We start from the raw sequence: 25,385 nt of genomic DNA on the forward strand, positions 1-25,385 counted from the left end.
CCTCAGCGATTTCCCTGGGCTTTACCGGCACTGCGACCGCGTCGGATTCGACACCGCTGAGAGTCTTCGTGCCACCGGATCGGCCGCGTGTCGGCGACGCGTGTAACTGACCCCCTACCGACGGAGTGCCGCCATTCGAGTGAGGCCCGGATAATCCGCGTCACGTGCCGCTGGTTTCTCCGCCTGGGGCAGTACCAGATCCAGACGGGGAGTAAAAGATCATGACGTGGTCTCGTGCGCGGTTGGAGATCTCTTGGAGCCGCTCGGCACTGCCCAGGCACTGTCAGCCGGGATCATCGTGTTCCGGGGAGCCGCAGGCGCCGCCTGAGTCCACGTCCTCAGGGCAGGGAACTGATGCGAACACCGTTTTGCCGCGTCCAGGAAGCACGCGGCTGCCCCACTCACGAGCAAGGTTGTCCACGACAACTATGCCTCGGCCACGGGTGCCTCCCAATCGCGAAGACCCGTGCACCGGCTGCTTCGGAGAACTGTCATCAACTTCGATCACGATCTCGCACGGGACATCGTGCCGGAGGATTCGTAGCCGACCAGAGCCTGGTGTGTGGTCCAAGACGTTGCTCACCAGCTCGGTGACGACGAGAACAACGTCGTAACAGTGGTCTTCGCTGAGATTCTCCAGGGCAGTGGTCACGCGGGCGCGCAGTTCCGACAGGCTGATGCCCAGATCGACGACCAGGTCGAGTACCAGTGCCGCAGGGCTGTCACGAGCGGTCGTCAATTGGTCGCCTCCGCACAGGCACACACCGTCTCGCTGGTCGTGCTGTTCGCACCACACTTGCAACTAGCCGCTTTAGGGTAGTATGCACGATTTGTCGAGCTTGTAACTTCACTACGCTTCTTCAGCGGCAGCCCTCGTTGGCGTGAGATCAGGCACTGGCCGTTCCCGACTGACCACGAGCAATCTGTCGTCGTCACGCAGCACCGCCACGGCTGGATCTTCGACCCGGCGCCGTCGACCGTGTCGCAGCACGGCGAGTACCTGCTGTGCACAGTCGAGAGGAGACCGGCCGACCTCGTCGTTCGTCACCGCGCGTTCCGCGACCGACCATTCGTCGTCGGCAAACGCGCTTCCGTTGCTCTGCGGCTCTGGTAGATCAGGAACCCACTCGGCGACCTGACAGCCGTTCACGACGTGGTCGACACCGGGATAGTCGACGGTCTCGTGAGTTTCCGAGCCGTGGACGACGGCGATGATCGTGGCATCGTCGTTGACAGAGCGCGCTACCGCGGTGATCCGCTGCGATTCGTGGACGTCAAGAACCGCGACAACAACGTGGTCAGCGGTGTGCGCACCTGTGGTGAAGCTTTCCAGCGCGAGCAGCCGGCGGCTCTTCTGACTCTTGCCGGAGCCCTTCACCGCTTTTCCTCCGGCGATGACCTGCGTGGTGGCGGCCATGCGGACGACCTTCTTCAACAGATCGAAGGCGGCAATCTCCACACCGCACAACTCCGAGCGGCGGACCCGGTCGCCCCCTCAAGAACCCACAACGCGCACCAGCGGTGGTGCCGCGCGTGCTCTAGGAAGAGAATCATCTGTTCTGGAGTCCAAGTGCTGTGTTTCCGCCTCGGAACCGATGGAGCCTTCACGCTCCGAATCGGATTGAGACTGATGTACTTCCACAAAACCGCCACGCTCATCGCAGCCAGCTTGGCGGCGCGCACGATCGCGGAGTACATGCCCTCTGCAGCCTCGAAGGTCGGCGTGATCTCGACGTCAGCGAAGCCGGCGGCTTCAGGCTTTCGCGGTACTCGGCGAAGGTGAGGGCACCGGCTGCGCACTGGACACCACCCCTTGCAACCGCCCGTCCGCCAGCTCGACGAACGGCACCTTGGCGAGCTTGCGCGGGCGTGCAGGTGACAACACCCGCGCCGTGCTCGCACTTTCCCAGTCTGACAACGATCCCTCCCCTTGCCCCCGAGCAAGTCGATCCGCCGGTTCAGCGGTGCAGGAGGGACGTTAGCGGCGAGCACCGACAATTTTCGGCCACTCGCGCCAGCCAGGAGAAAGCCGCAGGTCGACGAGGCGGCTGGGATCAGCGGTCCACGGATCTCACGCTTGACCGCTCGGACATCTGGGAGAACTCGCTGCTGTCCGTGCGCGGTCCGTCCACAGTTCACACCTGCCGCACGCAGGCCGGGCGGCGGTGCGCCGGAGGGAGGCCGGCGCACCGCCACGATCATTCGGCGGGCCGGGCCGCCGCCGTTACCCGCAGCGCGCGCAACGTCGGCACCATCCCGCCGGCCAGGGCGATCGCCACACACGCCGCCACCACGCCCATGAGCTGCAGGAAGGGCACGCCGATGACAGCTTCGGCGCCGGTCGACGCCAGGCCTCGCCACACGCCGACGATGGTGATGGCGGCGACGAGCAGGCCCAGCACCACGCCGACCAGGACGACGGCCATGATCTCGCCCAGCATCACGCCGGTGATCTGCCTGCCCGTGGCACCGATGCGGCGCATCAGCCTGATTTCCTCCGTCCGCTCGCCCATCGACATGGCGAGGGTGTTCGCGATGGAGATCCCCGTGTAGAGGATGGCCATGCCGAACAGGAGCGCGATCGCGATCAGGTTGTCCTGCTGCGCGTTCTGGGACTGGCTCGACAGCCACTCCTCCGCCGTCACCACGGTCACGCCCGCGAGTCCGGCCAACGCGTCGCGCACGTCGCCCGCGTCTGCGTCCTGCGCCAGGGTCACGTAGGCCTCGCTGGTCAACGGGTCGTGCACGTGGCCGCGTGCGATGTCCGGTGACAGCACGATGTCCGGCAGGCCCGCGTCGGCGGCCAGGACGGCGGCCACGGTGACCTCGGCCGCGGTGCCGTCGCCCAGGTACACCGTCGCGCGCTGGCCCGCGGTCCAGCCGAGCAGGCCCGACGCCTCGCGGGTCAGGACGACGGAGGCTCCGGTGAACTGCTCCAGCGAGCCCGACGCCGGTGCCACCTTGAACACCGTGCCGAGCGTCCTGGGGTCGGTGACGCCCATGGTCACCTGGTCCGGTTCACCGAGGTTCGGTGCCCAGCCGTTCGTCTTCACCACACCCGCCACGCCCTCGACACCGGACACGGACCGCATCTTGTCGACGGTGTCCTGCGGCAGACCCGCCCCGCTCTCCGCCGTCACGACGAACTGCGCGGACAGGTGAGCGCGTGCGTCCGCCGCCGCCGTCGCGCTGGTCGTGGCGATCACGCCGAGCATCGACGAGCCGATCGCCACGGTGATGAGGATCGGGGCCGCCAGCGCGGCGACCCGGCGCGGGGCCGAACGGCTGTTGGCGCCCGCGAGCAGGCCCGTCACGTCCGTCCACGCCGACAGCGGCCGGGCCAGCAGCCACACCAGCGGCGGCACGAAGAGCGGTGCCAGCGCGGCGAGTGCGACGACCAGCACCTCGGTCAGGACGATCGCGAACACCACCGAGGCCTCGCCGCCGACGCGTGCCATCAGCAGCATCATCAGCAGCGCGAGGCCGAAGAACCCGATGCCGATCAGCCACCGGCCGCGGGTCATCACGCTCTGCTCGACATCGGCCTCCCGCAACGCTTCCACGGGCGCGACCCTGCCCGCCTGACGGGACGCGGCGAACACGCCGAGCACCGACACACCCACTCCCACGAGGAAGGCGATCGTCAACGCCAGTGGCGCGACCGGTGCGCTGAAGCCGGGCGGCGCGATGCCGAAACTCACGGTGAGCCCGGCCAGCACCTGCCCGCCGATGGCACCGAGGACGCATCCGGCCAGCGACGCCACCACGCCGACGATGGCCGACTCGCCGATCATCATCCGCTGCACCTGCTTCGGCGTGGCGCCGACCGTGCGCAGCAACGCGAGCTCGCGCCTGCGTTGCGCCACGACGAACGCGAACGTGCTCGCGACGACGAAGACCGACACGAACGCCGAGATGAGCGCGGTGATCGCCAGGAAGGAACCCGAGTCGGTGACGGCGCTGGTGTAGTCGCTGACCGTCGCGGGATCGAGCCTGTCCACGCCCGTCACGACCACCAGGGACGGATCCCCGAGGGTCTGGCGCACCTGCTCGGCCAGCACCTCGGGCGCGGTACCCGCCTCGCCGAACACGCCGAGCGCGTCCACCTGGTCGCCCGCACCGGAGAGCTCAGCCGCCGTCTGGTCGGTGAAGAACACCGCGGTGTCGGTGAACCGCCCGTCCCCGCCAGGTCCCTTCGCGACGCCGGCGACCTTCACCTCGCGGACGCCGCCGAGCGTGATGACCTCGGTGCGGTCACCGGGTTCGAGGCCCTGCGCCTGTGCGGTGCCTTCGTCCAGCACCACCTCGTCGCGCGCACGGGGTTCGGTGCCGGCGGTCAGCCGGTACGGCGCGAGCGCGGCGCTCGACCACCCGTGCCCTGCCCGCGTGCCGTCCGCTCCCCCGACCAGACTCGCCGAGAAGGTGCGGTCCGCCAGGACGGAACCGACACCCGGCACAGCGTCCACTGTGGATGAAACGCCAGCGGGAATCCGGCGCGCCTCCAGCAGAAGCGGCGCGTAGTCGTACGTGGTGTCGCCGTCGTCGGTCGGGATGTGCGCGCGCTGCTGGGCGCGCACGACGACCGACGTCGCCTCGAACCGCCCCGCGCCGATCTGGTCGCGCACGAGCGAGGCGTCCCTGGTGGCGAGCAACATCTGACCGGTCGCCGCCAGCATCGTCACGCCGAGCACGACCACGACGATCAGGCCGGTGAACAGCTTCCAGCGTGTTCGCACCGACAACACGGAGATCCAGAACACCTCAGCCCCCCAGCGCGGCGAGCTTGGCGGCGACGGACTCGGGCGTGGGCTGCCGCTGTTCGGCGACCACGACACCGTCGCTGAGGAACACGACCCGGTCCGCACACGCAGCGGCCATCGGGTCGTGGGTCGCCATCACGACCGTCTGTCCCCGCACGTCGACGAGGTGCCGCAACGCACCCAGCACCTCGCGTCCGTTGTGGACGTCCAACGCGCCGGTCGGTTCGTCGGCGAAGAGCACCTCCGGGTTGGTGATGAGCGCACGGGCGATGGCGACGCGTTGCTGCTGACCACCGGAGAGCTGGCCCGGGCGGTGCTTGGCGCGGTCGGCGAGCCCGACCTGGCGCAACGCCTCGAGCACCTGGGCCGAGCCCGGCCGCTGGCCCGCGAGACGCAGCGGCAGCATCACGTTCTGTTCGGCGGTCAGAGCGGGCAACAGGTTGTACGCCTGGAACACCATGCTGATGCGGCTGCGGCGCAACCGTGCGAGCGAGTCCTCGTCGAGTCTGCTGATGTCGGTCTCCCCGATGAACACCTGTCCGGCGCTCGGCCTGATCAACCCTGCCGCGCAGTGCAGCAGCGTGGTCTTGCCGGAACCGGACGGGCCCATCACCGCTGTCATCGAGCCGCGGCCGAACCCCAGCGCCACCTGGCGGACGGCGTGCACCACGGCGTACTTCGTGCCGTAGTTCATCGTGACGTCCACGAGCGTGACAGCGTCGCCGATCGACCTGCCGACCGTTGCGGTCGTGTCTCCCCTTGTGCCGAACATGCCTCAAGTCAACGCGGCCGGCGGCCTCGTGACATCGGGGTCCGCTGCGATCTTGGGGGTGCAGCTGGCCACACCCCCGATCGGGTCAGCCCCTGTCCTGCAAGTCCGTTCGATGAGAGCCACGGTCGAGAGACCCGGAGGCCGCGACTGTCGCGGCCGAGACTTGCAGGACAGGGGCTACTCGCGTTCGCTGTTGAGGTACGCGAGCACCGCCAGCACCCGCCGGTTGCCGCTGTCGGCCGGTTGCAGGCCGAGCTTCGTGAAGATCGCGCCGATGTGCTTCTGCACCGAGGACTCGGTGATGTGCAGGCGGTTCCTGATGGTCGTGTTGTCCTGTCCCTGCGCCATCAGCCCCAGCACCTCGCGTTCGCGCGGGGACAGGGTGTCGACCGGGTCGCTGGCGCGGCGGGTCAACAGCTGCCGCACCACCTCGGGGTCCATCACCGTGCCGCCGCTCGCGACCCGGACAAGTGCGTCGACAAACTCCTCGACCCGCGACACCCGGTCCTTGAGCAGGTACCCGACGCCGCCGGCCGAGCCGGCCATCAGTTCGGAGGCGTAGCTGGTCTCGACGTACTGCGAGAGCACCAGCACCGGCAGGCCCGGTACGCGGCGCCGCGCCTCCAGGGCGGCTCGGATGCCCTCGTCGCGGAAGGTCGGCGGCATCCGCACGTCGACGATCGCCACCTCGGGGCGGTGCTCGACCGCGGCCTCGACGAAGCTCTCTCCGTCGACGACTCTCGCCACCACCTCGAACCCTGCCCGCGACAACAGCAGCGCGAGCCCTTCGGCGAGCAGGACGTTGTCCTCCGCGATCACCGCCCGCACGGCAGCTCCACCACGATCCTGCTCGGTCCGCCCACCGGGCTGTCCACCGCCACCACTCCGTCCAGCGCGGCGACGCGGCGCCGGATGCCGACCACGCCGCTGCCTCCCGCCTCGTCGATGCCACCCCTGCCGTCGTCGGTCACCTCGACGACCAGCCGTTCCCCCAACGTGCACACCCGCACGTCCACCGACTTCGCGCCGCTGTGCTTGGCCACGTTGGTCAGCGCCTCCGCCAGCGCGAAGTAGGCCGCCGTCTCCACCGCCGCCGGCAGCGCGCCGGTCTCGTCCAGGTCGAGGTGCGCGGGCACCGGGCAGTCGGCCACGAGTGACCGCACCGCGCCGGCGAGGCCCCGGTCGGAGAGGATCGGCGGGTGGATCCCGCGCACGATGGTGCGCAGTTCCGCCATCGCCGCCTCGACGCCCTCGGTCGCCTCCGCGAGCAGCGTGCTCGCCACCTCGGGCTCGGTGCCCATCGTCTGGCGCGCGATGCCGAGCCGCAGCGCGATCGACACGAGCCGGGCCTGGATGCCGTCGTGCAGGTCGCGTTCGATGCGGCGCAGTTCGGCGCCGTGCGCGGCGAGCGCTCCCGCCCGTGACTCGGTGAGCACCTCGACGCGTTCCTCGAGCTGCTCGGCGTCCGAGCGGTCCAGCACCGCGAGCGTGAGCGCCGCCCACCAGCGAGCGAGGCTCGGCAGCACGAACACCAGCACCGCGCCCGAGACCAGCAGCACCGGCACGCCGCTGAGCACCGCTGTGCCCCAGTCTGCGATCGTCACGCCCGGCAGCAGCTGCACGGGGTCGGAGTCGGGCAGCGCCCACCAGAACAACGTGCCCGCGAACGACGCGAGCACGAGTCCCAGCGACAGCACCGTCAGCAGGCCGAGAGGCAGTCCGATCGCGACCTGCACCGGCAGCCAGGCGAGGTCGCGCCACGTCGTCCGGTCGCCGAACACCCCGCGCCACCAGCTGAAGACCCCGCCCCGCAACGGCCGGAACCGCCTGCGCGCCGGCCGGCCGAGCAGACGGCCCGCCAGCATCCGGTGCGCGTCGGTCCACAGCCGCAGCACCACCAGCACCAGCGGCAGGAAGACGAGACCCACCCCGCCCGCGACGATCGTCAGCGCGGCCAGGAACAGGGCGAGGGGGAACAGCACCGTCACGACCGACGAGGGCGCCATGAGCACCATGGCCGGCACGGTGCGCCGCACCGCTCCCCAGATCGCCTTCACTCCGGTGCCACCTCCCCGGTGGCTATCTTCCCGGATCGGCCGCCGGGGCGAGCAGGCGCCCACCGCGCAGCGTCTCGGCGTAGGAGAACACGTACCCCGCGCCGATCTCGACCGGTGCCAGCGCCGCGAAGTCCCCGTCGAGCACGTCGAACAGGCGCAGGTCGGCCTCGCCCCGCCACACCGGCGTGAACTCGACCCCGGTGACCTCCGACGTCACGAGGTCGCTCACCGGCTCGTCGTCGGGCGTCCACGCCGGGAAGTACCGCGTGTGCACCAACGGCACGGTGTGCAGGAACGGCGGTTCGTCCGCGAGTCCCGTCAGCTCGACGCTCGCCTCGGCCACCCGCCTGCCCGACACCGAGAGCGACCCGTGCAGGCGTTCCCCCGGTGCGGGCCGCTGCCCGGCGATTCCCACGGGCTTGGGCCGGGTCTGGTGGATCGCGCCGAACTGCTTCGGCATGCCCTGGATCCAGCCGCGCACCATGGGCACCGGCTGGTCGACCCACGCGTACGGGCAGCGGGCCATGGGCCTGCCGTCGTGGCTGCAGCCGATCAGCAGCAGGAACTCGGAGAACTGGCAGGTCGCCGGATCGGCGAGCTCGGCGCTGGACTCGGAACACCACTGCCACTCGGCGAACACCGCCGCGGCCGCGCCCGGATCGGGACCGAGGTCCAGTCCCGGTGGCAGGAACCGGGCGGCGGCCTCCGGGTCCACCCGGTAGTCGACCATGATCACGTCACCGGAGAAGTGCCATGGCGGCGGCGTGATCATCGCCGACGTGCCGCTCGGCGACAGCGGCAGGCTGTAGCCGGTGGGTGCGGGCAGACTCGTTGCGGTCATGAGGAAATCCGTTCGTGTAGTAGCCCGGAGCGTGCCCAGGCCGTGTGGAGCGCACGGCCCGCGGAGGCGAGTTCCGCGGGGCGGTTGAGGCTGTAGGAGAGCCGGATGCGCGGGGCCTGGCCCGCACCGAACCGGGAGCCGGCGGCGACCCGCACCCCGGCGGCGGCCGCGGCGGCCATCAGCTCCTCCTCCCCCTGCTCCGGACCGAACCGGAGCCAGAGGAAGAACCCGCCGTGCGGCGTCGTGACGTCGAGGTCGCCGAGTGCGCCGAGCAACGCGTCACGACGGACGCGCAGCTCGTCGCGCACCCGGTCCAGGTGGCGGTCGTACTCGCCGCCGGTGATCATCGTGGCCACCGCCAGCGACGCCAGGTGGTTGAGCGAACCGCCGCTGTGGAACAACCCGTGGCTCAGCAAGCGGGTCACCACGGCCGGTCCGGCGGTCAGCCAGCCCAGCCGCAGACCGGGACCGATGGTCTTCGAGAAGGTGCCCAGCCGGATCACTCCGTCGGGATCCAGCTCGGCCAGCGGCGGCGGGAACGCGGCCGCGGACAGGCCCAGCTCCGCGTACGCGTCGTCCTCCACCACGAGCACCCCGCGCCGGGCCGTCACCTCCAGGATCTCCCGGCGCCTGCGTTCGGGCACCACCTGCCCGGTCGGGTTGTGGAACGTCGGGTTGAGGTAGACGAACGCCGTGTCCTGCGCGGCCAGCGCGTCGTCCAGGGCGCCGGGGTCCATGCCGTCGACGTCCGCGGGAACGTGCGCGAGCCGCAGCCCGCAACTGGTGAGGATCGCCCGCCCGTAGTCGTAGCCGAGGCGGTCGGTCACGACCGTCCGCCCCGGTGCCGCCAGCGTGGTGCCGAGCAGGTGCAACGCCTGCGAGGTGCCGGCCGTCAGCACCACCCGGCCGGCATCGGGCAGGTGCGCCCGCCGGGCGAGCGCCTCCCGCAACGGGAGCGCTCCCGCGTTGTCCCCGTAGGCGAGGGCGGCGGATCCGAACTCCTCCAGCGCCCTCGCGTACGCGTGCCGCACCAGTCCGACCGGCTGCAGGTCCGGACCGGGATAGCCCGGCCCGAGGTCGAGCACGCCGGGCGGGGCCACCTCCTGCACGACGCCGAGGCGCCAGGCGGGTGGGAAGAACGTCACGGGGCCACCAGGACCGACCGCAGCAACCGGGTGGCCGCCTCCACCGCGGTCGCCGACCGGGACAGCGCGATCCGCAGGCAGTTCCCGCCCTCCTCCGGACGGGCCCAGTGGAACGGCCCGCACGGCAGCGCGAACAGGTTGTGCTGCCGCAGTTCCTGCCACACGGCGAGACCCGAGCGGGAGCCCAGGTGCACCCGCTCGACGCTCGCGCGGCTCAGCGGGTCGGGGAAGGTCACCTCCGGCACGCCCGCGAGCCCGTCACGCACGATCGCGCGGTTGGTCGCGATGAACCGGTGCAGGTCGGTGAGACCGCCGTCGGCCGCGTCCTCGGCGAGCCGCTTGATCATCAGCAGCACCAGCGGGGAGACGCCGAGCAGGATGTCGGAGTAGACCTTGCCGAGCGGCAGCCCGTTGTGCTCGGAGGAGACCAGCCAGCCGACCTTGAGCTCCAGCGTCGGCCAGAGCTTGCCGGTGTCCTCGATGACCACCCAGCGGCAGCCGCTGTCCCGCAGCACCTCGTAGTGGTCGTAGTGCGCGGCCGGGTCGAACCCGCGGAACGACGTGTCGAGCGTCAGCACGACGTCGTGCCGGGCGCACTGCTCGGCGAGCCGCGCCAGCCGTTCGCGGGAGACGACCTTGCCGGTGGGGTTGTTGGGCGTGGTGACGAACAGGCACCCCACCGAGTCGAGCAGCGCCGCATCGAGGTCGCCGCCGTGCAGCTGCTCCTCCTCGACGGCGACGAGCTCCAGCCCGACACCGCGCAGGATGTCCGGGATGTTGTCGAAGGTGGGGTGCACCAACGCGATCCGGTCCGTCACGGTCGCGAGCGACCGGGCGAAGATCTCCATCGCGACCGACGACGAGTAGCAGCTGAGGACGCGTCCCTCCGCTGCCGGGTACGAGCGCTGGCCGAGGAGCTCGAAGTAGGTGCCGATGGCCTCACGCTCGATCTCGTCGACCGGCTGCTTCACCGCCTGGGCCCAGAGCTGCGGCAGGTCGTCGACCACCCGCTGCTGGCCGAGGGTCAGGTCCTGGCGGGCGTGGCCGTCCGCGAGGTTCAGGGAACTGCTGAGGGCCAGGAACTCGAACTGGGTGAGGTTGCCCAGCTCGTCGTCGGTGACCACTGGTGGCCGAGTGTCCTGCATGTGCTCACGAACTCCTTAACGGGTGGTGGAGGCAGGTCAAGACGCTTGCCTGCCGGGCGCCGGGAAACGGCGCAGGGTGGGGCTGAGGGTGGCTCCGACGGCGATCACCGCGGCCGTTGCCGCGCACGCCATCAGGCCGGTCGTGCCGTCGCCCGTGCCGGCGAGCGCGCCGCCGGCGATCGGGCCGAGCGCACCCGCGGCACCGGTGAAGAGACCGACCATGCCGCTGAGCCGCCCGCGCAGCTCGTTGGCCGTGACGGACATCTGGTAGGTCATCACCGTCGTGACGGTGACGGGCATGAACATCGCGACCACGCCGAGCACCACGCCCAGCAGCACGCCGCTGGGGGTGAAGGCCATGACGAGGATCAGCACGGCGGCGAGCCAGGAGAAGCCGATGATGATCACCGACGCGGGCAGCGCGGCGTGCAGCCGGGCGGCGAGCGCGGCGCCGACCAGACCACCGGCACCGAAGCAGGCCATCATCAGGCCGATCTCGCCGGGACCGACCCGGTCCTCACCGGAGACGGCCAGCACGATGACGACCAGCGCGCTGAACACCAGCTGCACCAGGGCGACCCACACCAGCGTCGTCCTGATAGGACGGTGCTGCCACACCCAGCGCAACCCGACCGGAGCGCCGTCGCCGTCTTCGTCCTCCGCCACCGGAGCCGCGCCCTTCGGCAGACGGAGCGTCAGCAACGCGATGCAGGACACCAGGAGCAGGGCCGCGTTCAGCGCGAACGGCAGCATGTGGTCGATGGTGAACAGCACGCCGCTGAGCAACGGGCCCGCGAGGTTCGCGATGTACGGGCGCGCGGTGTTGCGCGCCACGGCCTGGGAAAGCTGTTCGGGCGCGACGACGCTCGGCAGCGCGGCGTCCTCCGCGGGACCGAACACCGACACGAGCAGTCCGTCGATCGCCGCCACCACGAGGATGTGCGGCAACGAGTAGGCGTCGAAGTACAGCGCCACGGCGACGCTGCCCATCGCGACCGTCCGCAGGATCTCGCACACGACCATCACGGTCTTGCGGTCGTAGCGGTCCGCGAGGAACCCCGCGGGCACCGAGCCGATCAGCAGCGCCACCGCCATGGTGGTCGCGACCAGGCCGATCTCCACCGCCGACCGCGTCGTGGCGAGGATCAGCAGCGGAAAGCCGATCAGCGCGAGTTCGCTGCCCAGTTCGGAGACGAGCCTGCTCATCCACAGGACGTTGTAGTCGCGGTTGCGGGACAACGGGACCACCGGCCGCACCGCGCTTCCCGCCTCGGTCGCCGTCACTGTGCTGTTCCCCCGTCTGGTGGTGGTAGTGGCCGGGCGGTCCGGCCACCGAGCTGGAGCAGGCGTCCCGGCAGGAACCGCCCTGGTGTGGCGGGACTTCCGGGCACGGTGAAGGTCAGGTCGCGGTGGCAGGTCACGGTGACGCCGGGCCCACCGTCGATCGAGAGGCCGAGCCGCCCGCCGCCGTGGTGGGTGACGTCGACGAGCGCGTCACCGTTGGCGTACCGGCCGGTCAGCTCCTCGGCCTGGGCCGCGAAGGCTTCCGGTCCGTCCGGCACTGGCCGGTGGTCGGCCACCGCGATCCCGTCCGCGCGCAGGTCGTCGACGAGGTTTTGCCACAGCGCCGAACCGGTGGCCGCGTTGGTGGTCAGCGCGACCACCGTCCCGGAGTCCGGTTCGAACCGCAGGTGGCACGACGTGCCGTCGCCGGTGCCGTCGTGGCCGAACCAGGTGCGGCCCTCGGCGCGGTACACCGCCCAGCCGAGACCCCAGCCGTCGGCGAGGCCGTACGGGCCCGCCGGGTGTCCGGCCAGGTGGTCGCGGCGCATCGCGGCGTTGTGCTGCGACGCGAACCGGGCCAGGTCGGCCGCGCTCAGTGCGAGCCCGCCCGCCGGTGCCTCCAGTTCCGGCAACGCCTGTTCGGCGATGACCCTCGCGCCGCTGTGCCCCGGCACCGGCTTGCGCACGGTGGGGCCGGTCACGAAGGACGGCGTGATTCCCAGCGGCCACAACAGGATCGACTCGACCGCGTCCCACCAGTTGACGCCGGTGACGTCCTCGGCGAGGTGCCCGGCGAGGACGTAGCCCGCGTTCGAGTAGGAGAACAGCTCGCCCGGCCGGTGCACGAGGTCGTCCGGCCGGCAACGGGCGACCCAGCGCCGCCGCGAGATCTTCTCCGGCTGCTCGACGTTCGCCGCGAGGCCCGCGGTGTGGGTGAGCAGCCGGCGCGGTGTCACCGGTAGCTTGGGCAGTTCCTCGTCCAGGGCGAGGTCTCCGTCGTCGGCGAGCGTCAGCACGAGTGCCGCGGTGAACGGTTTCGTCAGCGATCCCAGCGGGAACGCGGACTCCTTCGTGACACCGTGGCAGGCCTCGGCGACCTCGCCGCCCTGCTGGATCACCAGCTGGGCACCCGGCACATCGTGCTTGCGCGCCAACCGTTCCAGCAACTCGGAGGGGTTCACGCCGTCGCCTCCGGGTCGAGGTGGTGCGCGATCGCGCGGAGGGCGGCCAAGTGCTCGTCCGCGACCCGTCGGACCGTCGCCTCCTCGTGCACGTCGGCCGAGTGGAGCCAGTCGAACGCCAGCACGCCGTCGCTCACCGCGCCGACGACCTCCAGCACGTGGCTCCTGCGCTCGGCCGGGTGCCGGGGTGCGCCCACCGGATCGTGGAAGCTGCGGTACAGCGGGCTTTCCGCGCCGCCCGCACCGGACTGGCCGTGGTAGTTGAACAGCACCCCGGCGCTGGGGCGGTCCGGCAGGATGCCCGGTGCGCCCAGGTGGCGAAGCGCTCCGTACGAGAGGCCGTTGCCCGGCACCGCGCGCAGTTGCCGCCGGACGTTCCTGACCAGGGACGGCCAGTCCGGCTCGCCCGCGGGCACGTGCAGCCCCACCGGGTAGATCGCGGTGAACCAGCCGACGGTCCTCGACAGGTCGACGTCGTCGAACAGCTCTTCCCTGCCATGGCCTTCCAGGTCGACGATGACGCGGTCCTCGCCAGTCCACCTCGTCAGTGCCCAGGCGAGGCCGGCCAGCAGCACGTCGTTGATCCGGCTGCGGAACGCGCCCGGTGCCAGGGTGAGCAGAGCGCGCGTCTCCCGTTCGGTCAGGGAGAACGACACGGTCCTGGTCGAGGCTTCCACGTCCGGTCCCGGCCCGTCGGCGGGCAACGGGGCGGCGGGCGGAAGTGCCTGCCAGTGCTCCACCTCGTCCGCGAAGCCGCCGTCCTCGACGTGCCCGGTGAGGGCACGCACCCAGTTCCCGGCCGGCGAGGTCTTGGTGCCCAGGCGGATCTCGCCCGCCAGCGCCTGCCGGTAGGCGGACTCGATGTCGTCCACGAGAATGCGCCACGACACCGTGTCCACCACCAGGTGGTGAGCGGTGACGAACAGCACGGGACGCCGGTCCGGGCCGAGGTCGAACAGCAGCGCGCGCAGCAGCGGACCCGTCGCGAGGTCGAAGCTCGCGTCGAGCTCCGCCGCACGCTTGTCCACCTCGGCGCGCACCTCCGGGTCGGCGGTCGCGGTCAGGTCCTGCCGGGCGAGCACGTCCACCGGTGCAGGCGGCGCGTAGAACTGCCGCCACCGGCCGCCCTCGTGCACGAACCGGGCGCGCAACGCGTCGTGGTGCGCCGTCACGGCGTCCAGCGCCCTGCGCAGGGCCTGCTCGTCGACGTCCTCGACCAGCTCCGCGAGGAACGACTGGGTGAAGTGGTGCGGCGCGACCTGGCCGCTGGTCAGGAACTCGAGCTGGACGGGCGTCAGCGGCACCTCACCCACCACCGGCTCGTCCCCCGGCCCGCCGCGTTCGACGGACTGGGCGACCGCGGCCAGCTCACCGAGCGTCTGGTGCAGGAACAGCTCTCGCGACGAGACCTGCAGACCGGCTTCCCGTGCGCGGTACACCAGCTGAATGCCGAGGATCGAGTCACCGCCCAGCTCGAAGAAGTTGTGCCCCGCGCCGACGCTCCGCCCGGGCAGTCCGAGCACGTCGGCCCAGATCCCCGCCAGGGTCTGCTCGGCGGGGGTTTCCGGTACCAGGTAGAGGGTTCCGGTCGTGTCCTCCAGCTCGGGCGCGGGAAGTGCCCGCCGGTCCGTCTTGCCGCTCTGGGTCAGCGGCAGCTCCGCGAGCACGGTGATCGTCGCGGGAACGGCGTGCGCGGGCAGCACCCCGGCGAGGTGCCTGCGCAGGTCGGCCAGGTCGAGCTCGCCCGACGGCACCACGTAGCCGTGCAACCGGACCGCGCCGCCGTCGGCACGGGTCGTCGCCGCCGCGCTCAGCACCCCGGCGTGCCCGGTCAGCGCCTGCTCGACGTCACCGAGCTCCACCCGGTGACCGCGGATCTTCACCTGGTCGTCGGTGCGGGCGAGGAACTCCAGCACCCCGTCGGGCCGCCACCGCGCGGCGTCGCCGGTGCGGTACATCCGGCAGTCCGGCCAGTGGGGGTCGGTCCGGAACGGGTCGGGCACGAAGGCACGTGCCGACTGCTCCGGCCGGTTGAGGTAACCGCGGCCGACTCCGGCGCTGCCGATGTGCAGTTCTCCCGTCACACCAACGGGAACCGGGCGGCCGTGCGGGTCGAGCAGATAGATTCCGGTGTTCGCGAGCGGCCTTCCGATCGGCACGTACGGCCCGGCGCCGATCGGGTCGCGGGAGACCTCGTGCAGCGTCGCGTCCACGGTGTTCTCGGTCGCCCCGTAGGCGTTCACGACGATCGTGTCCGGGCCGACCCGTTCCAGGAGCTCGGCGCACTCACCGGTGAGCCACGCCTCCGAGCCGACCGCCAGCACGCGCAACGACTCGGCGCGGGTACCGCGGCGCGCGAGCTCGCGGGCGATCGCCGTGGCCAGCACCGGCACCGTCACGAAGAGCTCGGCCCTGGTGCGTTCGAACAGGTCCACGAGCGCGGGCGGATCGGTCACGAGGTCCGCCGGGCAGATCTCCATCGTGCCGCCGAACAGCGTCGACCACACGAAGTCGGAGAAGAACAGGTCGACGCCGAAGCCCGAGACGGACAGGCAGCTCGGGCGCGTCCCGCTCAGGCCGTACCGGTGGTCCCAGACGCGGGCCAGGTGGTGCACGTTGCGGTGCTCCACCATGACGCCCTTGGGCTTCCCGGTCGAACCCGACGTGTAGATCACGTACGCGAGGTCCTCCGGAGTCACCGCCGTAACGGGCGGCGTGTCCGGGTAGTGGTCCACAACGGACTCGTCGAGCGGCACGACGTGGCGAGCCGTCAGGCCGTGCTCCTCCGCCAGCCCGTCGCCGGAGAGGAGCACCTCGGCGCCCGCGTCAGCCAGCATGTCCGTGAGCAGCCGGGCCGGGTAGCCCGGTTCCAGCGGCACGAACGCAGCCCCGGCCCTGAGCACCGCGAGCAACGCCACCACCGCGTCGACACCGCGGTCGGCGCAGACACCGACGAGCGATCCGACGGTCACGCCCTTGCTCACCAGGTGGTGCGCGAGCTTGTTGGCCCTCGTGCGCAGTTCGGCGAACGTCAGGCTGTCGGTGCCGCACCGCACCGCGACACCGTCCGGGTGCCGGGCAGCGATCGCGTCGTAGACGTCGTGCAGCAGCTCCGGCGGCCCGAAGTCGACGGGAACGCCGCCCCACTCGGTGAGCATCCGGTGCTCTTCCTCGGCCGTGATCAGCGGCAGTTCCCGCATCGGCACGTCCGGCCGGCCCACCGCGCTCTCCAGCACCAGCAGCAGGTGCCGGCCGAGCCGGGCGATGGTGGCCTCGTCGAACAGGCCGGTGCTGTAGCTGATGCGGCCGAGCAGCCGCCCGTCGCGTTCGGTGAAGTCCACGCTCAGGTCGTGGCTCGCGTCGCCGCCGTCGAACTCGACCTCCTGCGCCCGCAGGCCGGGCAGCTCCAGCCGGTGCTCGGGGGTGCTGTCCAGCACGACCATCGCCTCGACGATCGGGTTCCTGCTGGGGTCGCGGTCGGGACGCAGCACGTCCACGAGCCGTTCGAAGGGCAGCTCGCCGTGCGCGAACGCCTCCAGCGACGTCGCCCGCACCGCCGTGAGGAAGTCCGCGAACGACAGCGTCTCGTCCACGTCGGACCGGATGGCGACGGTGTTGATGAAGCAGCCGACCAGGCCTTCCAGCTCGGCGCGGTCGCGACCGGCGGTCGCGGTGCCCACCACGACGTCGCGCTGCCCGCAGTACCGCGCGAGCAGGACCTGGACGGCGGCCACCAGCGCGTGGAACAGCGTGGCGTCCCGGTCACGGGCCAGCGCCCGCAGGCCGCCGAGCAGTTCGGCGCCGATCTCGAACGAGCACGCCGCGCCTTCGGAGGTCCGCACCGGCGGGCGGGGACGGTCCGTCGGCAGGTCCAGCGAGGTCACCCCGGCCAGCTGTCGGCGCCAGTAGTCCTCCTGCTCCCGCAGCGCGTCCCCGGACAACCGCTCCCGCTGCCACACCGCGTAGTCCACATAGGACACGGGGAGGTGCGGCAGCTCCGGCCGGCGTCCGTCGAGCACGGCGGTGTAGCAGGCGGTCAGTTCCTCGGCCAGCACGCCCATCGACCAGCCGTCGGTGATGATGTGGTGCAGCGTCAGCACGAGCACGTGCTCGTCCGGCGCGACCTCGGCCAGCGACGCGCGCGCCAGCGGACCGGTGCGCAGGTCGAACGGACGGGCCATCTCCTCGCGGAGCCGGAGCTGGAGTTCCTCCTCGCTCCGCACTGCGAAGCGCTCGAACGGCAGCGCGCCGGTCGGGTGCACCACCTGCACGGCGCGTTCACCGATGTAGTCGAAAGTGGTGCGCAACGACTCGTGCCGCTCGGTCAGCACCTCCAGGGCCTCGGCGAGCAGGTCCGCGCGCAGGTCGCCGCGCAACCGGACGGCGAACAGCACGTTGTACTCGGCGGTGCCCGGCGCGAACTCGTCGAGGAACCACAACCGTTGCTGGGAGAAGGACAGAGGCGCCTGCTCCGGTTGCGGGTCCAGCCTCGGGATCCGGTGATCACCGGCCTCGCCGGGCACGAGGGCGTCCGCGAGCGCCCGCACCGTCGGCGTGTCGAACAGCTGCCGGGGTGACACGTCCGCCCCGAGCGCGGACCGCAGCCGGGACGCCACCTGGATGCTCAGGATGGAGTCGCCGCCCAGGTCGAAGAAGTCGTCGTCGGCGCCGACCCGGCCGACCCCGAGGACCTCCTGCCAGACGTCCGCGACCGTGCGTTCGGCGGCGGTGCCTGGAGCCGTGTACGACGTCTGCTCCTGTTCCGGTGCGGGCAGCGCCCGGCGGTCCAGCTTTCCGTTGCGGGTCAGCGGGATCTCCGGCACCACGACGAACGCGGACGGCACCATGTGGACCGGCAGCAGGGCGCGCGCGTGGTCGCGCAACTCGCCGAGCGACGGCTCACCGACGACGTACGCCACCAGCCGCTTGCCCGAGCCGTCCTCGCGGGTGACGACCGCCGCTTCGGCGACCGCGGAGTGCGCGGTGAGAACGGCCTCGATCTCGCCGGGTTCGATGCGGAAGCCGCGGATCTTGACCTGCTCGTCGGACCGCCCGAGGTACTCGAGCTCTCCCGCGCGGGTCCACTTCGCCACGTCACCCGTGCGGTACATGCGGGTTCCCGGCTCCCCGAAGGGATCCGCCACGAACCGGCCGGCGGTCAGGCCGGGCTGGTTCAGGTAGCCGTCAGCCAGTCCCGCGCCCGCCACGTACATCTCGCCCGCGACGCCAACCGGCACCGGCGCGAGCCGTTCGTCCAGCACGTAGACCCGCAGGTCAGGGATCGGCACGCCGATCACGCCGCCGGTCGTCGCCTCGGTCAGCGGTGCGTAGGTGACGTGCACCGTCGTTTCGGTGATCCCGTACATGTTGATCAGGACGGGAGATGCCGGGTGCCGCGCGTACCAGTCGGTCAGCCGGCGCGGGTCGAGCGCTTCGCCACCGAAGACCACGTACCGCAACGACAGGGTGCGGCCGGTGCTCTCCGCGTCGGCGCGCATCAGCTGGTAGAACGCGGAAGGAGTCTGGTTGAGGACGGTGACGCGCTCCTCTTCCAGCAACCGCAGGAACTCGTGCGGTGTGCGCGACACCGCGTGCGGCACCACGACCAGCCTGCCGCCGTGCAGCAACGGCCCCCACAGCTCCCACACCGAGAAGTCGAAGGCGTAGGAGTGGAACAACGTCCACACGTCGTTCTCGTCGAACTCGAACCACGGCTGTGTGGAGGTGAACAGGCGCACGACGTTCGAGTGCGGGACGACCACGCCCTTCGGCCGGCCCGTCGAGCCGGAGGTGTAGATGACGTAGGCGGGGTGCCGCGGGGTGAGGCCGGCGTGGTCGAGGTCCACATCGGACTGATCACCCAGGTCCGCGTCGGGCAGGACCACCACCGGCACGTCCGCCTCGATCGCGGACGCCGAGACCACCACCGCCGGCGCGGAGTCCGCCAGCACCTCGCGGATGCGCTGCTCGGGGTAGTCCGGGTCGATCGGCACGTAGGCCGCGCCAGCCTTCAGCACGGCCAGCACCGCCACCACCAGTTCGGCGGACCGCGGCAGCACGAGCGCCACGAACCGTCCCGGCCCGGCACCGGACGAGACCAGCAGACGGGCCAGCCGGTTGGCCGCGGCGTTCACCTCGGCGTAAGTCAGAGCGCGAGCACCGTCGGTGACCGCGATCGCGTCCGGCACCGCACGCACCCTGGCCTCGAACAACGCGGGCAACGTCTCGGCCACCGCCGAGTCTGCCCGCCCGTTCCAGTCGACCAGAACCTGCTCGCGTTCCCGCGTGTCCAGCAACGGCAGCGCGGCGACCGGACCCTCGGCACCTGCCGCGAACGCGGTCAGCAGGGCGACGAGGTGTCCCGCCATCGCACGGACGGTCTCGTCGTCGAACAACTCGGGGTCGTAGTTGAGGAACAAGTGCAGCGAGTCGCTCAGGTGCGCGGTGAGCGCGAGCGGGAAGCTGGTCTGCTCGTCACCGGTGTACTCGCGGACGGTGATCCCGTTGCGCGACGCCGCCGCCTCGTCGTACGGGTAGTTCTCGAAGACGATGATGCTGTCGAACAGGTTCGCCCCGCCGGGCACCTCGCTCCAGCCCTGGATCTGGCCGGGCGACACGTACTCGTACTGACGCGACCCGGCGACGGTGTCCTGCACCGACCGCAGCCAGCCCGCGAGGTCGTCGCTTCCCGTCACGTCCACACGGACGGGCACGGTGGTGATGAACAAGCCGAGCACGTCGCCCGCCCCCGCCAGGTCGGCGGGCCGCCCGGAGACCGTCGCGCCGAAGCACACGTCGGACTCCCCGCTGTAGCGCGACAGCAACGCCGCCCAGGCGCCCTGCACCACGGTGTTCGGCGTGAGCCGTGCGTCGCGGCAGAACCGCAGCACCTGCTCCGAACAGCCTTCGGGCAGGGAGACCTCGATCCGGCCGGAGGTGCGGGACCGGTGCGCGCCGGCGGGGGCGCGGTCGAACGGCAACGGCGTCGGGGCGGTCAGCCCGGCGACCACGCCACGCCAGTGCTCCTCCGCGGCAGGCAGGTCCTGGTCCGCGAGCCACGCCACGTAGTCGCGGAACGGACGCCTCGGGGTCGTCGCGGACCCGGCGTACTGCTCGAAGACGTCGGACAGCACGCCCGCGAAGCTCCAGCCGTCCAGCAGGATGTGGTGCGAGAACCAGAAGACCTGCACGCGCGAGTCGTCCAAGCGCAGGAAGACGAGCCACATCAGCGGTGCCGTACCGAGGTCGAGCTCACGGGCGGAGTGCTCGTCCCACAACGACCGCACGCGAGACCGCCGCTCGTCCGGCGAGAGGCCGCGCAGGTCGTGGTGCTCCATCGGGAGTGGGAGTCCGGGCGCGCGCACGACCTGCAGCGGTTCGGGCACGTCCTGCCACACGACCTCGGTGCGCAGCACCGGCGTGCGGTCGGCGACTCGTTGCCACGCCTGGGCGAGCGCCTCGTGGTCGGTGACGTCGTCGAGCACCATGCTGAACCGGCTGAGGTAGACGTCGCCAGCTTCGCGTTCCGACAGGGAGTGGAAGAGCATGCCCTGCTGTACGGGCGTGAGCGGGTAGACGTCCTCCACCGAACGACCGACCGTGATCCTGTCCATAGTGGACTGGCCGAGTGCGGCCAGCGGGAAGTCCGACGGCGTCGGGCCGCCCACCCCCGGCAGGGCGCAGTGCTCGACGATGCGGGTCAGCGCGTCGGCGAACCGGTCCGCCAGGCGGCGCACGGTGTCCTCGCGGTGCAGGTTCGCCGAGTACGAGAACCGGAACTCCAGGCGGTTGTCCCGCACCACCCCGGTGACGTCCAGCAGGCACGACCGCGCGTGGTGCGGTGCGCGGTCGCTGCCCGGCGCGTCCAGCCATGCCCCGAAGAGGCCGCCGTCCGAGGCGCCGAACCGGCCGAGGTAGTTGAACGAGACGGCGGGCCAACCGGCCCCGAGGCCGTGGTCGGACAGGTACCGCAGAGCGCCGTAGCCGAAGCCTCGCCGCGGCACGGAGCGGAGCTGTTCCTTGACGGACTTGAGGACCACGCCCCACTCCGCGCGGTCGAACACCGTGAGTGCGACCGGGTACAGCGTGGTGAACCAGCCGACCGTGCGGCTGACGTCCACGCCGTCGAAGAGGTCTTCCCGGCCGTGGCCCTCCAGGAGCACCCGCACGGTGTCGTCGCCGGTCCACTCGGTCAGCACCGCGCCCAAGGCGGTCAGCAGCACGTCGTCGACCTGCGTCCGGTAGACCGGCGGCACGTCGCGCAGCAACGCCGAGGTGTCGGCCTCGGACAGCCGGACGGTCACCTCCCGCTCGGACGCGACCGAGTTCTCGCCCGACCCGTCGACCGGCAGCGCGGTGCCCTCGTGCTCGGCGTCGCGCCAGTGGTCCAGTTCGGCGTCGAACTCACCTGCGGTCGCACTGTCCCGGACCCGCCGCGCCCACTCGCCGTACGAGGTGGACTTCGGGCCGAGCTCGCCACCGCGGAGGGCGCGTTCGAGATCGGCCAGCAACACCCGCCACGACACCGCGTCGACCACCAGGTGGTGCGCGGTGAGGAACAACCGTTGTGTCTCAGCGGATTCGACCAGGACGGCGCGCATCAGCGGTCCGTCGTCCAGCCGCAGACCGGAACGGGCGTCCTCGATGGCGACGACCTGGTCGTCGTCCGTCGCCGTCGTGAGAACGACGTGCTCGCCGGTGCGGCTGTAACTCTGCCGCCACTCCCCCTCGCGCTGCACGAACCGCAACCGCAGAGAGTCGTGCTGCTCGGCCAGAGCACCCAATGCGACGCGCAGTGCGTCCGCGTCGACGCGTTCCGCCAGTTCCAAGTAGACGGACTGCACGGCGTGCTCGCGCGCGGCCGGCGTCTCCTCGAAGAAGTTGCGCTGAATCGGCGTGAGCGGTGCCTCGCCCTCGGCTGCCTGCCGCTCGGTGGTGTCCGCCGCGGCCACTCCGGCCCGCGCGGCGAGTTCGCCGATGGACTGGTGCAGGAACAGCTGCTTCGACGTCAGCAGCAGGCCTTCCTCCCGCGCCCGCGCCACGACCTGGAGCCCGAGTATCGAGTCACCGCCGAGGTCGAAGAAGTTGTGCGTGGTGCCCAGCTCCCGCGGGTCGAGGCCGAGCACCTCGGCCCAGACCCGCACGAGCGTGATCTCCGCGTCGGTGACGGCGGGCGTGTGGCTCACCGTCCGGTCGGCCGCGTCCGGCTCGGGCAGCGCGAGATAGTCGGTCTTGCCGCTCGCGGTCAGCGGAAGCTCACCGAGCACGGTGATGGTCGCGGGCAGTGCGGGCGCGGGCAGCAGGTCGCCGAGGTGGGCGCGCAGGTCCTGCACCGTGATCTCTTTGCCAGGTGCGAGAACGACGTACGCGTCGATGCGCGTTCGACCTGAAGTCCGCGCGACGACGGCCGCCGCGCGCACGCCGGGGTGTTCGCCGAGCACGTGCTCGATCTGGCCGGGTTCGACGCGGTAGCCGTTGACCTTGACCTGCTGGTCGGTGCGGCCGAGGTACGTGAGGGTGCCCGCCGACCGGCGCACGAGGTCGCCCGTGCGGTACATCCCCCCGTCCGCGAACGGGTCCGGCACGAACCGTTCCGCGGTGAGCTCGTCGCGGTCGAGGTATCCCCGCGCGACTCCCGGACCGGCCAGGTGCAGCTCGCCGGGAACGCCGTCGGGCACCGGGCGGCCGTGCGGGTCGAGCACGTAGGCCCTGGTGTTGGGCAGCGGCCTGCCGATCGGCACGAACGGGCCCGCGCCGACGCCGTCCGCCACGGGGAAGGCCGTGCTGTCCACGGTCGCCTCGGTGACACCGTAGGCGTTGACCACGATGGTGTCCGGCGACAACCGCTCTACGAGCTCCGCGCAGTCGCGCACCTGCCAGCCCTCGGAGCCGACGGCGAGCAGCCGCAGCCCGTCGAGGCGCCGGTCCCGCGCGACGAGCTCCCGCGTGATCGTCCTGGCCACCGAGGGCACGGTGGCGAGCACGTCGGCGCCGCTGTCCTCGATCAGCGCGACCAGCGCGCGCGGGTCGCCCAGCACGTCCTGCGGGCACATGATCAGGGTGCCGCCGAACAGCAGCGACAGCAGCACGTCGCCGGCGAACAGGTCGACCGACGGGTTCGAGACCGAAAGGCAGCGCGGCGGGCGGACGTCGAAGCCGTAGCGCTCGTTCCAGGCGTGCGCGGTGTGGTGGCAGTTGCCGTGCTCGACCAGAACGCCCTTGGGCGTGCCCGTCGAGCCGGAGGTGTAGATGACGTAGGCGAGGTCGTCCGGCGACACCGCGACGCCGAGCGGTTCCGAGGACTCGGTCTCCCACTCGGCGGTGTCCACCCGGACGATCCGCGCGCCGGTGTCCGGCAGCCGGTCGGCCAGCCGGTCCTCGGTGATCAGCACCGGAGCGCCCGCGTCACTCAGCAGCCGGGCGAGGAGGCCCGCGGGGTGGGCGGGGTCCAGCGGCACGAACGCCCCGCCCGCCTCGAGCACGGCGAGCAGCGAGACGACGACGTCGACGCCCCTGGGCAGGCACAGCGCGACCAGCGTGCCCCGGCCCACGCCGAGTCCGGCGAGGTGGCGGGCGAGCTTCGTGCTGCGGGTCCGCAGTTCGCGGTAGGTCAGCACGGCGTCACCGGACCTCACGGCGATCGCGTCCGGCGTGGCCTCGGCCCGCGCGTCGACCAGCTCGTGCACGGGGCGCGGCGAGCCGAAGTCCGCGGTCTCGCCGATGCCGTCCTCGATCAGCTGCTCCAGCTCCGCGGCGGACAGCCACGGCAGTTCGCGCAGCGGCCGGTCCGGCTGTTCCACGGCGTTCTCCAGCACGAACGCGAGGCCGCGCGCCATGCAGTCCACAGTGGACTTGTCGAACAGGTCGGTGCTGTACTCCAGGAACCCGGTGAGACCGTTCGCCCCTTCCTGGAAGTCGATCGTGACGTCGAGGCTCGTGGCGAGCGCGGGCGGCCGGACGTCCTCGATCACCAGACCGGGTGCTCCGCCGAGCCCGGCCGGTGCGTTCTGCAGGCTCACCATCACCTGCACCAGTGGCGGGCGACTGGGGTCGCGTTCCGGCCGCAGCGCCTCGACCACGGACTGGAACGGCACCTCGTCGTGGGAGAGCGCGTCGGTGACGTTGTCCCGCACCGAGCCGAGGAAGTCCGCGAACGACCGTTCTTCGTCCACAGTGGATCGCACGACGACGGTGTTGACGAAGAACCCGACCAGGTTCTCCAGCTCGTCGCGGTTGCGGCCGGCAGTCACCGTGCCCACCGCGATGTCGGACTGCCTCGTGCAGCGGGAGAACACCACCTTCGCCGCGGCCAGCAGCACCATGAACAGCGTCGCCCCGCGCAGCTTCGCCAGTGTCCGCAACGCCTGCACGACGTCGTCGGAGATCTCGAACCGGTGCACCGCGCCCGCCGACGTGCGCACGGCGGGACGGGGGCGGTCCGAGGGCAGGTCCACCGGAGGCAGCCCGGCGAGCTTCGTGCGCCAGTGGTCGAGCTGAGCCGTGAGGGCATCGCCGCGCAGGCGTTCCCACTGCCAGGCAGCGAAGTCCGCGTACCGCACCGGCAGGTCGGGCAGAGCCGGGCGATCGCCCCGGACCTCCGCCGAGTACGCGGCGGTCAGCTCGTTCAGCAGGATGCCGGTCGACCAGCCGTCGGCGACGATGTGGTGCATGCCGAGCACCAGCACGTGCTCGGTCGCGGTGAGCCGAACCAGACCGACCCGGAACAGCGGTCCGGTGCGCAGGTCGAACGGCGTGGTGACCTCGGTGAGCAGCACCTGTTCCAGCGCGGCCTCCCTCCCTGCCGTCCCGGTCAGGTCGGTGACGAGCACGGGCACCTCGGCGGGCGGACGCACCACCTGCCGCACCCGCCCGCCCACCGAGGCGAACGTCGTGCGCAGCGGTTCGTGCCGCTGTACCACCAGGTCCAGCGCGCGGCGCAACGCCCTGAGGCCGAGCTCACCGGTCAGCCGCAGCACCAGCGGGGCGTTGTACTCGACGCTCTCCGGCTCGAACTCCTGGAAGAACCACAACCGCTCCTGTGCGGCCGAGGCCGGCAGGTCGTCCCCTCGCACCACCGGGATGAGGCCGGCGGACTCGGCCGCGCCGCCCGCCAGCGTGCGCCGCGCGAGCTCGCGCAGGTGCTCCGGCAGCGACGCGATCCGCTTTTCCTGTTCGGGCGTCAGGCCCATGTCGTCCCCCAC

General features: G+C 71.4%; 13 protein-coding genes. All 13 read right to left on the minus strand.

Annotation, left to right across the window (positions count from 1 at the left end):
- Positions 1-283: 283 nt before the first annotated feature.
- The 13 genes from OG205_RS16080 to OG205_RS16140 all read right to left on the minus strand — a co-directional run bounded on the left by OG205_RS16080 (position 284) and on the right by OG205_RS16140 (position 25,385).
- Positions 284-739 (minus strand): ATP-binding protein, encoded by a 456-nt coding sequence (locus tag OG205_RS16080; RefSeq protein WP_330277053.1) that lies wholly within the window; start codon positions 737-739, stop codon positions 284-286.
- Between the two features lie 111 nt (positions 740-850).
- Complete coding sequence (locus OG205_RS16085) at positions 851-1,459, minus strand: NAD-binding protein (RefSeq protein ID WP_330277054.1); 609 nt, start codon at positions 1,457-1,459, stop codon at positions 851-853.
- A gap of 294 nt (positions 1,460-1,753) precedes the next feature.
- Positions 1,754-1,918, minus strand: coding sequence for a hypothetical protein (locus tag OG205_RS16090; protein WP_330277055.1), 165 nt, complete (start codon positions 1,916-1,918; stop codon positions 1,754-1,756).
- A gap of 280 nt (positions 1,919-2,198) precedes the next feature.
- Entirely contained in the window at positions 2,199-4,736 is a 2,538-nt protein-coding gene (locus OG205_RS16095) for an ABC transporter permease (protein WP_330277056.1), read from the minus strand.
- A 25-nt stretch (positions 4,737-4,761) separates the two neighbouring features.
- Positions 4,762-5,532 (minus strand): ABC transporter ATP-binding protein, encoded by a 771-nt coding sequence (locus OG205_RS16100; protein ID WP_442916783.1) that lies wholly within the window; start codon positions 5,530-5,532, stop codon positions 4,762-4,764.
- 177 nt (positions 5,533-5,709) lie between these two features.
- The gene (locus OG205_RS16105; protein ID WP_330277057.1) at positions 5,710-6,360 is read right to left on the minus strand and encodes a response regulator transcription factor; all 651 of its coding nucleotides are present in this window, start codon (positions 6,358-6,360) and stop codon (positions 5,710-5,712) included.
- The gene (locus OG205_RS16110; protein ID WP_330277058.1) at positions 6,348-7,589 is read right to left on the minus strand and encodes a sensor histidine kinase; all 1,242 of its coding nucleotides are present in this window, start codon (positions 7,587-7,589) and stop codon (positions 6,348-6,350) included. The genes OG205_RS16105 and OG205_RS16110 overlap by 13 nt, the downstream gene beginning before the upstream one ends.
- 22 nt (positions 7,590-7,611) lie before the next feature.
- Entirely contained in the window at positions 7,612-8,430 is an 819-nt protein-coding gene (mppR, locus tag OG205_RS16115) for an enduracididine biosynthesis enzyme MppR (protein WP_330277059.1), read from the minus strand.
- On the minus strand, positions 8,427-9,575 hold the full coding sequence (locus tag OG205_RS16120; RefSeq protein WP_330277060.1) for an aminotransferase class I/II-fold pyridoxal phosphate-dependent enzyme: 1,149 nt from the start codon (positions 9,573-9,575) through the stop codon (positions 8,427-8,429). Before OG205_RS16120 ends, mppR begins: the two co-directional genes overlap by 4 nt.
- Entirely contained in the window at positions 9,572-10,720 is a 1,149-nt protein-coding gene (gene mppP / locus OG205_RS16125; RefSeq protein ID WP_330277061.1) for an enduracididine biosynthesis enzyme MppP, read from the minus strand. Before mppP ends, OG205_RS16120 begins: the two co-directional genes overlap by 4 nt.
- 36 nt (positions 10,721-10,756) lie before the next feature.
- The gene (locus tag OG205_RS16130) at positions 10,757-12,004 is read right to left on the minus strand and encodes an MFS transporter (RefSeq protein ID WP_330277062.1); all 1,248 of its coding nucleotides are present in this window, start codon (positions 12,002-12,004) and stop codon (positions 10,757-10,759) included.
- Entirely contained in the window at positions 12,001-13,185 is a 1,185-nt protein-coding gene (locus OG205_RS16135; protein WP_330277063.1) for a serine hydrolase domain-containing protein, read from the minus strand. The genes OG205_RS16130 and OG205_RS16135 overlap by 4 nt, the downstream gene beginning before the upstream one ends.
- Complete coding sequence (locus OG205_RS16140; RefSeq protein WP_330277064.1) at positions 13,182-25,385, minus strand: amino acid adenylation domain-containing protein; 12,204 nt, start codon at positions 25,383-25,385, stop codon at positions 13,182-13,184. The genes OG205_RS16135 and OG205_RS16140 overlap by 4 nt, the downstream gene beginning before the upstream one ends.

Origin of the sequence: Lentzea sp. NBC_00516 (assembly GCF_036346835.1) — a bacterium.
GTDB classification, from domain to species: Bacteria; Actinomycetota; Actinomycetes; order Mycobacteriales; family Pseudonocardiaceae; genus Lentzea; species Lentzea sokolovensis.

Coding starts and splice junctions, on each gene's coding strand:
- OG205_RS16100 (WP_442916783.1), bottom strand. CDS start 5,532: ATGTTCGGCACAAGGGGAGACACGACCGCAACGGTCGGCAGGTCGATC.
- mppR (WP_330277059.1), bottom strand. CDS start 8,430: ATGACCGCAACGAGTCTGCCCGCACCCACCGGCTACAGCCTGCCGCTG.
- mppP (WP_330277061.1), bottom strand. CDS start 10,720: ATGCAGGACACTCGGCCACCAGTGGTCACCGACGACGAGCTGGGCAAC.